Below are 7320 nucleotides of genomic sequence, written 5' to 3' on the forward strand. Positions count from 1 at the left end.
ATATAGAAACTACTCCATGGAAAGTGGGGGCAGGCGCCCGTACCGCATGGGGGCCCGCGCCGCGGCCATGGAGGCGACGCGGACGCGGGTGCTGGAGGCGGCGGCCGGGCTGTGGACGCGGCGGTGGTACGACGACGTCACGCTGCAGCACGTCGCCGACGAGGCGGGCGTGTCGGTGCAGACGATCGTGAACCACTTCGGCGGCAAGGACGGGCTGGCCGACGCCGTCGCCGAGGCCGTGGCGTCGCAGGCGGCCGTCGCCCGCCGGGCGCCGGCCGGCGACGTGGCGGCGATCGTGGCCGCGCTCTTCGACGACTACGAGCGGCACGGCGACGCCAACGTGCTCTGGACCGCGCAGATGGACCGCGTCCCGGCGATCGCCAAGGCGGCCGCCCATGCGCGCGTGCAGCACCGGGCCTGGCTGGAGGAGGTCTTCGCCGACCGCCTCCCGGCCTCGGGGCCCGCCCGGGAGCACGCGCTGAACCTGCACTACGCCGCCACCGACCTCTACCTGTGGAAGCTGTGGCGGCGGGACCTCGGCCTGCCGCGCGAGGACGCCGAACGCGCCATGCGCGACCTGGTGGCTTCGATCGACCCTCGGAAGGGGCACGATGCGTAGGGACTTCCTGTTCGCCACCTGGGCCGGCGGCGGAGCCGTGCCGCCCGTCCTGTCCGTGGCCCGCGCGCTGCGCGAGCGCGGCCACGGCGTCCGGGTGCTCGCCGACAGGTCACTGCACGCCGAGGTCGCCGCCGCCGGCGCGGAGCCCGTCGCCTGGACCACGGCCCCCCAGGGCGACGCCGCCGATCCGGCCGAGGACGTCATCAAGGACTTCGAGGCCCGCACGCCGCTGGGCGAGTTCGCGCGGCTCAGGGACCGCATCGTCTGCGGCCCCGCGGCCGACTACGCCCGGGACACGCTGGCCGAGCTGCGCGCCCGCCCGGCCGACGCGCTGGTCGCCGAGCACATGCTGCTCGGCGCGATCACCGCTGGGGAGGCCGCCCGGATCCCCGTGGCCGCTCTGGTGACGACCGTCTACCCGCTGCCCACTCCGGGGGCGCCGCCGCCCGGTCCGGGCCTCGCCCCCGCCACGGGCGCGCTGGGCCGCGCGCGCGACCGGATCATGACCCGGCTGATCCTCAAGCCGTGGGAGAAGGGGCTGCCGGCCCTCAACGCCGCCCGCGCCGCGGGCGGCCTCGCCCCGGCGGCCTCGGTGGTCGAGGCGTTCGGCCGCGTCGACCGGCTGCTCGTGCTGTCCCCCCGCGCGCTCGACCACCCCGGCAGGCGGTTCCCCGACCACCTGCGGCACGTCGGCCCGCGGCTCGACGACCCGGCCTGGGCCGGGGAACTGGAGCTGCCGGACGGCGACGCGCCGCTGGTGCTGGTCGGCCTGAGCTCCTCGTTCATGGACCAGCGCGCGCACCTGGAGCGCATCGCCGAGGCCCTCGGCACCCTGCCCGTGCGCGGGCTGCTGACCACCGGCCCGGCCGTGGACCCGGGGACGGTCCGCGCGCCCGGCAACGTCCTGGTCACCGGCGCGGCGCCGCACAGCGCGGCGCTGCGCCACGCGGCGGTGACGGTCACGCACGCCGGCCACGGGACGGCCGTCAAGTCCCTGGCCGCCGGCGTCCCCCTGGTCTGCGTGCCGCTCGGACGCGACCAGCGGGAGGTGGCGCGGCACGTCGAGCTCGCCGGCGCCGGGATCACCGTGCGGAAGGGCTCCTCGTCGCGCACCATCGCCCGCGCGGTCGAGAAGGTCCTGAACGACCCGTCCTACCGGCGCGAAGCCCGGCGGCTGGCCGCCGAGATCGCCGCCGAGACGGCCGGCGACCGGGCGGTCGCCGAGCTGGAGGCCCTCGCGGAGCGGGCGGCCGGCGAGGACGCCCCCGGTCACGCGTCGGGGGTGACCAGGCCCGTCCGGTAGGCGATGACGACCAGTTGGGCGCGGTCGCGCGCACCCAGTTTCGTCATCGTGCGGCTGACGTGGGTGCGCGCGGTCGCCGGGCTGATGAACAGCTCGGCGCCGATCTCCTGGTTGCTCAGCCCCCGTCCGATCAGGGCCAGCACCTCCCGCTCCCGCTCGGTGAGCGGCGCGAGCCGGTCCAGGGCGTCCGCGGACGCCGTGTGCCACGCGGTGAACTTGCTGATCAGACGCCTGGTGATGCGCGGCGCGAGCAGGGCCTCGCCGGCGGCGACCACCCGGATGGCGTGCAGGAGCTCCGCCGGTCCGGCGTCCTTGAGCAGGAAGCCGCTGGCGCCGGCCTGCAGCGCCTCGAAGACGTAGGCCTCGGTGTCGTAGGTGGTGAGGATGAGGATCCGGACGTCCTCCAGACCGCGCGTCGCGGTGATCCGCGCCGTGGCCTGGATGCCGTCCAGCCTCGGCATGCGGATGTCCATGAGGACGACGTCGGGGCGGGTGGTGCGGGCCAGCTCGACCGCGCGGGCGCCGTCGGTCGCCTCCGCGACCACGGCGATGTCGTCCTCGACGTCGATGAGCAGCTTGAACCCCGACCGCACGAGCCCCTCGTCGTCGGCGAGCAGCACCTTGATCGGGGCCGTGGCCGGCGCGCTCACGGCGCCGCCTCCCGCAGCGGTCCGGTCGGGGCGAGGGGGAGCCGGGCCGTCACCTCGAACCCGCCGCCCGGAGTGGGGCCGGCGTCGAGCTCGCCGCCGAGCAGCCGGCAGCGCTCGCGCATGCCCAGGATCCCGTGGCCGGGGCCGTCCGGGGCGGTCGCGCCGCCCCTGGCGCCGTTCCCGGTGCGGCGGCCCTCGTCGGTCACGCGGATCTCCAGGGCGTCGGTCCCGGAGGTCAGCGCGACCGTCACGCGGGTGGGGCCGACATGGCGGATCACGTTGGTGACCGACTCCTGGAGGATCCGGTAGGCGGCGCCGCCCACCGCGCTCGGCAGCGGCGTCACGGGAGGGGACGCCTCCAGCGTGACGTCGAGTCCCGCCTCGCGCGCCTTCGCGGTGAGTTCGCCGATCTGCTCCAGGCCGGGGTGCGGTGCGCGCCCGTCGCCCTCGTCGCGCAGGACGCCGAGGACGGCGCGCATCTCCCGCAGCGCCCGCGAGCTGGTCTGCTCGATCGTCCGCAGCGCTTCGCGCGCCTGCTCCGGACGCTTGTCGAGCACGTGCGCGGTGACGCCGGACTGCACGTTGATGATGGCCACCGCGTGGGCGACGGTGTCGTGGACCTCGCGGGCGATCCGGAGGCGTTCGGCGTCCACGCGCGCCCGGGCCTCCTCCTCGCGGGTCCGTTCGGCCAGTTCCGCGCGCTTCTCGGCCTCGGCCGCGATGACCCGGCGGGACCGGACGGACTCGCCGAGAGCCGCGCTCATGACCGACGCGCCGATGCGGAAGAACACCCAGCCGATGGCGGCGCGCGGTTCGATGTCGTGCGCCGTGTACAGCCATACGGCGGCCAGCACGCCGATCCCCGCACCGGCGATCACCAGTGACCGGCGTCCGTCGCCGTAGGCCGCGAGGGTGTAGAGGGAGACGAAGAGCGCGAGCCAGCCGGGCCCGTCCGGGAAGTCGAGCCCGTAGTAGACCAGGCTGGCGAGCGCGGTGACCGCGAAGACCGCCACCGGCCAGCGGCGGCGCAGGGCCACGGCCAGCCCGCTCACGACCAGCAGCGCGTATCCGAGGTTTCCCAGGTCGGCGAGCGGCCGTGTCGCCCCTTCGGCGGCGACACGGCCGACCGTTCCCTGGACCTGCATCACGGTGACCAAGAGCGCGAGCAGCGTGTCGTGCGTCGCGGCGCGCAGGGAGAACGTCCCGATACGGCGTTCCATGCCGGAATCCTACTGTCGTAGTGCGCAAACGCTCCTGCGCTCAGGCGCGCGACCTGCTCCTCCGCCAGGTGGAGCGGGCCGCGGAGCGGCGTACGCCCGACTGCGTAGCGGCCGCCGTCCGCCGGCAGACGCGGCGGACGGCCCGCCGGCGCGACGATCGCCGCCATGAGCGAGCATTCCGCAAACCCACGACCGGACGGCGCCCTCGCGGCGCTGGCCCGCTTCTGCCACCGGCGCCGCCGCCTGGTGCTCCTGGCCTGGCTCGTCGGCGTGGTCGCCGTGGCGTTCGCCGGCTTCGGCTTCGGCGCCGCGCCCGACAACGACTTCTCCGGTGGAGACTCCGGATCCGCCAAGGCCCAGAAGCTGATCGAGACGCACTTCCCCGAGCGGCGGGGCGACACCCTGACCCTGGCGATCAAAGCGAACAGGGGGATCGACGACCCCGCCGCCCGGCGGCGGATCGAGAAGGTCGTCGCCGTTCTGGACGCCTCACCCGTGACCGGGCCGGTGACCTCGCCCTACCAGGACCCGAACCTGGTGACGAGCGACCGCCGCATCGCCCGGACGACGATCCCGCTGACCGAGGAGGCGGCGAAGAAGACCGATGTCAAGCCCCTGGTGGACGCGGTCAAGGACGCCTCCGGCGACGGCGTGGTCCTCGGGCTGGGCGGCGAGCGGGCGGAGAAGGCCGAGACGCCCCAGCAGGGCCCGGCCGAAGGCGTGGGCCTGCTGACCGCGGCGGTGATCCTGTTCATCTCCTTCGGGTCGCTGGTCGCGATGGGCCTGCCGATCGCGACGGCGCTGACGGCGATCCTCGGCGCCATGGCCCTGATCAAGCTGGTGGGGCACCTGGTCCCCGCGCCTGACTTCACCGTGCTCGTCGCCGTGCTGGTCGGCCTCGGCATCGGCATCGACTACGCGCTGTTCATCGTGACCCGCTACAGGGAGGCCCTGCAGGACGGGGACGACCCCGAGAGCGCCACGGCCAAGGCCATCGCCACCGCCGGACACGCCGTGCTGTTCGCCGGCACGACCGTGGTGATCGCGCTGCTCGGACTGGTCGTCATGGGGCAGCGGCTGATGACCGGCGTGGCCGTCGCCGCGTCGGTGACCGTGCTGGTCACGATGATCGCCGCGGTGACCCTGCTGCCGGCGCTCCTCGGCGTCACCGGCCGGCGGATCGACTCGCTGCGGCTGCCGCGCCGCGCGCCGCGCCCGCGCACCGGCGAGCGCCGTCCCCCCGCCGAACGCTGGGCCGGCGTGGTGCAGCGCAGGCCGCTGGTCGCGGCGGTCCTCGCCGGGACGGGCCTGCTCGTGCTCGCCGCCCCCGTGCTGTCGATGCGGCTGAGCCTGCCCGACGCCAGCGTCCAGCCGCACGACCGCAGCAGCTACACCTCGTACACGATCCTGTCCGAGGGCTTCGGGCCCGGCTACGGCGCGCCCTTGATCTTCGCCGCGCGGATCGGCTCCCCGGACGCCGATCTGCGCCCCGTCGTCGACGCGGTCGGCCGGACCGAGGGCATCGCCTCCGTCACGCCGCCCCGCATCAGCAAGGACGGGCGGGCGGCCACGTTCATGGCCTTCCCGAAGAGCGGCGCCCAGGACGAGGCCACCGCCGACCTGGTGCACAGGCTGCGCGACGACGTCCTGCCCGCGGCGCCGGGCGGCGGCGGGGTCCAGGTCGGCGGCCCGAACGCCGGCGCGATCGACATCGCCGAGGAGGTCGGCTCCCGCCTGCCCCTGATGATCGCGGTCGTCGTCGCGCTGTCGCTCGTCCTGCTGGTCGCGCTGGTCCGGTCGGTCACGATCGCGCTGCAGGCCGCGGTGATGAACCTGCTGTCGATCGGCGCCGCCTACGGCGTGCTGGTCGCGGTCGTCCAGTGGGGATGGCTCGGCCAGGCCCTCGGCTTCCCCACCACCATGCCGATCACGACCTGGGTGCCGATGATGATGTTCCCGCTGCTGTTCGGCCTGTCCATGGACTACGAGGTCTTCCTGATCTCGCGGATCCGGGAGGAGTACGAGCGCACCGGCGACACCCGGACGGCCGTCACCCGGGGGCTGGCGCGCACCGCCAAGGTGATCACCGCCGCGGCCGCCATCATGATCGCCGTCTTCTCGACGTCCCTGCTCGGCCCCGACGTGTCGGTCAAGCAGATCGGCCTCGGCATGGCCGTCGCCGTGCTCGTCGACGCCACCGTCGTCCGGATGATCCTCGTCCCCGCGGTGATGGAGCTGTGCGGCAGGGCCAACTGGTGGATGCCGGGCCGCCGGGAACCCGCCTACGCTGGAGAAACCCCGCTCCAGAAGCCCGACCCCCAGGAGACGTCCGGCACAATGGGGGCGGTACGGAGGTGACCGCGTGTCCGCACTCGGAGGATCGCTCGAACGCTCCATCATGGACGTGCTCTGGGCGGCGCCCCGTCCGCTGCGGGTCCGTGAGCTGCTGGCCGAGTTGAACGAGGACGCGGACAAGGCGCTGGCCTACAACACCGTGCAGACCGTGGCCGAACGGCTGGCGCAGAAGGGCCTCCTCCGGCGTACGCAGGAGGGCACGGCCTTCCGCTACAGCCCCACGCGGCCGCGGGAGGAGTACGCGGTCGAGCTGATGCTGGACGCCCTGAGCGAGGCCTCCGACCACGGCGCCATCCTGGCGAGGTTCGCCGAGAGCGTCCCGCCGGAGGACGCCCGGCACCTCCTGGACGCCCTGCGCCGGCGGGCCGCCGGCGAGGACGCGTGATTCCGTGATCCCGCTGGTGGCCGGTCTGGTCGTTTCGGTGGTGCTGCTGGGATGCGCGGCGGGGCCCGTCCTGGACCTCCTCAGGCGCTCGGCCGTCGGCCCGGGGGCGGCCATCGCCTGCTGGACGGCCGCCCTCGCGGGGACGTTCATCGCCGCGGCGGGGATCGCGGCGGCGGGGCTGCTCGCGCCGCCGGGTCCGGGGCACGGCCTGCTGTCCCGGCTGCGCGACTGCCTGCCCCATCACGGCCGTCTCGCCACCGCCGCCGCGGCCGTCGCGACCGCCGTCCTCGCCGCGGCCTGCGCCGCCGTGCTCGCGCGCGGCCTGCCGAGGCTCGGCCGGGCCGTGCGCCATCGCCGCCGGCACCGGGAGATGCTGCGGCTGGTCGCCCGCGAGGACCGCCGCCATCCGGACGTCCTCGTCCTCGACCACCCCGTGCCCGTGGCGTACTCGCTGCCGTCCCGGCACCGCGCGATCGTGGTCAGCACCGGGGCCCAGCGGGCGCTCAGCGCCGAAGAGCTCGGCGCCGTCCTGGCGCACGAGCGGGCGCATCTGCGCCAGCGCCACCATGTGTTCCTGCTGGCCCTCGACCTGGTCCACGCCATGCTGCCGTGGCTGCCGACCGTCCGGCGCGCGAAGGCGCGGCTGCCGCTGCTGCTGGAGATGGCCGCGGACGACGCCGCGGTCCGCGTCCACGGCAGGAAGCCGCTGGTCGACGCGTTGTGCCGGCTCTCGGCGGCGCCCCCCGTCGCGGGGGCGCTCGGCGCGGCGGGCACGCCGGCCGCCGGTG

The 7320-nt window shown here is 75.1% G+C and carries 7 protein-coding genes; 5 read left to right on the forward strand and 2 right to left on the reverse strand.

The features are described from left to right. Positions 1–16 precede the first annotated feature (16 nt). On the forward strand, positions 17–619 hold the full coding sequence (locus AB0K37_RS24555) for a TetR/AcrR family transcriptional regulator (RefSeq protein WP_363984852.1): 603 nt from the start codon (positions 17–19) through the stop codon (positions 617–619). After that, on the forward strand, positions 612–1922 hold the full coding sequence (locus tag AB0K37_RS24560) for a glycosyltransferase (protein ID WP_363984854.1): 1311 nt from the start codon (positions 612–614) through the stop codon (positions 1920–1922). The genes AB0K37_RS24555 and AB0K37_RS24560 overlap by 8 nt, the downstream gene beginning before the upstream one ends. Here the strand turns inward: AB0K37_RS24560 and AB0K37_RS24565 are convergent. Together AB0K37_RS24565 and AB0K37_RS24570 are read right to left on the reverse strand one after the other, a co-directional pair. Further along, positions 1889–2572 (reverse strand): response regulator transcription factor, encoded by a 684-nt coding sequence (locus tag AB0K37_RS24565; RefSeq protein ID WP_363984856.1) that lies wholly within the window; start codon positions 2570–2572, stop codon positions 1889–1891. The genes AB0K37_RS24560 and AB0K37_RS24565 overlap by 34 nt on opposite strands. Further along, the gene (locus tag AB0K37_RS24570) at positions 2569–3792 is read right to left on the reverse strand and encodes a sensor histidine kinase (protein ID WP_363984858.1); all 1224 of its coding nucleotides are present in this window, start codon (positions 3790–3792) and stop codon (positions 2569–2571) included. The genes AB0K37_RS24565 and AB0K37_RS24570 overlap by 4 nt, the downstream gene beginning before the upstream one ends. 165 nt (positions 3793–3957) lie before the next feature. On the opposite strand from AB0K37_RS24570, the gene AB0K37_RS24575 reads away from it, so the two are divergent. The 3 genes from AB0K37_RS24575 to AB0K37_RS24585 form a co-directional block, all read left to right on the forward strand. Continuing rightward, positions 3958–6150 (forward strand): MMPL family transporter, encoded by a 2193-nt coding sequence (locus tag AB0K37_RS24575; protein ID WP_363984860.1) that lies wholly within the window; start codon positions 3958–3960, stop codon positions 6148–6150. 4 nt (positions 6151–6154) lie between these two features. Beyond that, positions 6155–6532, forward strand: a complete 378-nt coding sequence (locus tag AB0K37_RS24580) for a BlaI/MecI/CopY family transcriptional regulator (protein ID WP_363984862.1) — start codon at positions 6155–6157, stop codon at positions 6530–6532. A gap of 4 nt (positions 6533–6536) precedes the next feature. Then, a partial coding sequence (locus tag AB0K37_RS24585; RefSeq protein WP_363984864.1) for a M56 family metallopeptidase occupies positions 6537–7320 on the forward strand: 784 nt, incomplete at its 3' end.

It is taken from the genome of Actinomadura sp. NPDC049753 (genome assembly GCF_040674655.1).
GTDB classification, from domain to species: domain Bacteria; phylum Actinomycetota; class Actinomycetes; order Streptosporangiales; family Streptosporangiaceae; genus Spirillospora; species Spirillospora verrucosospora.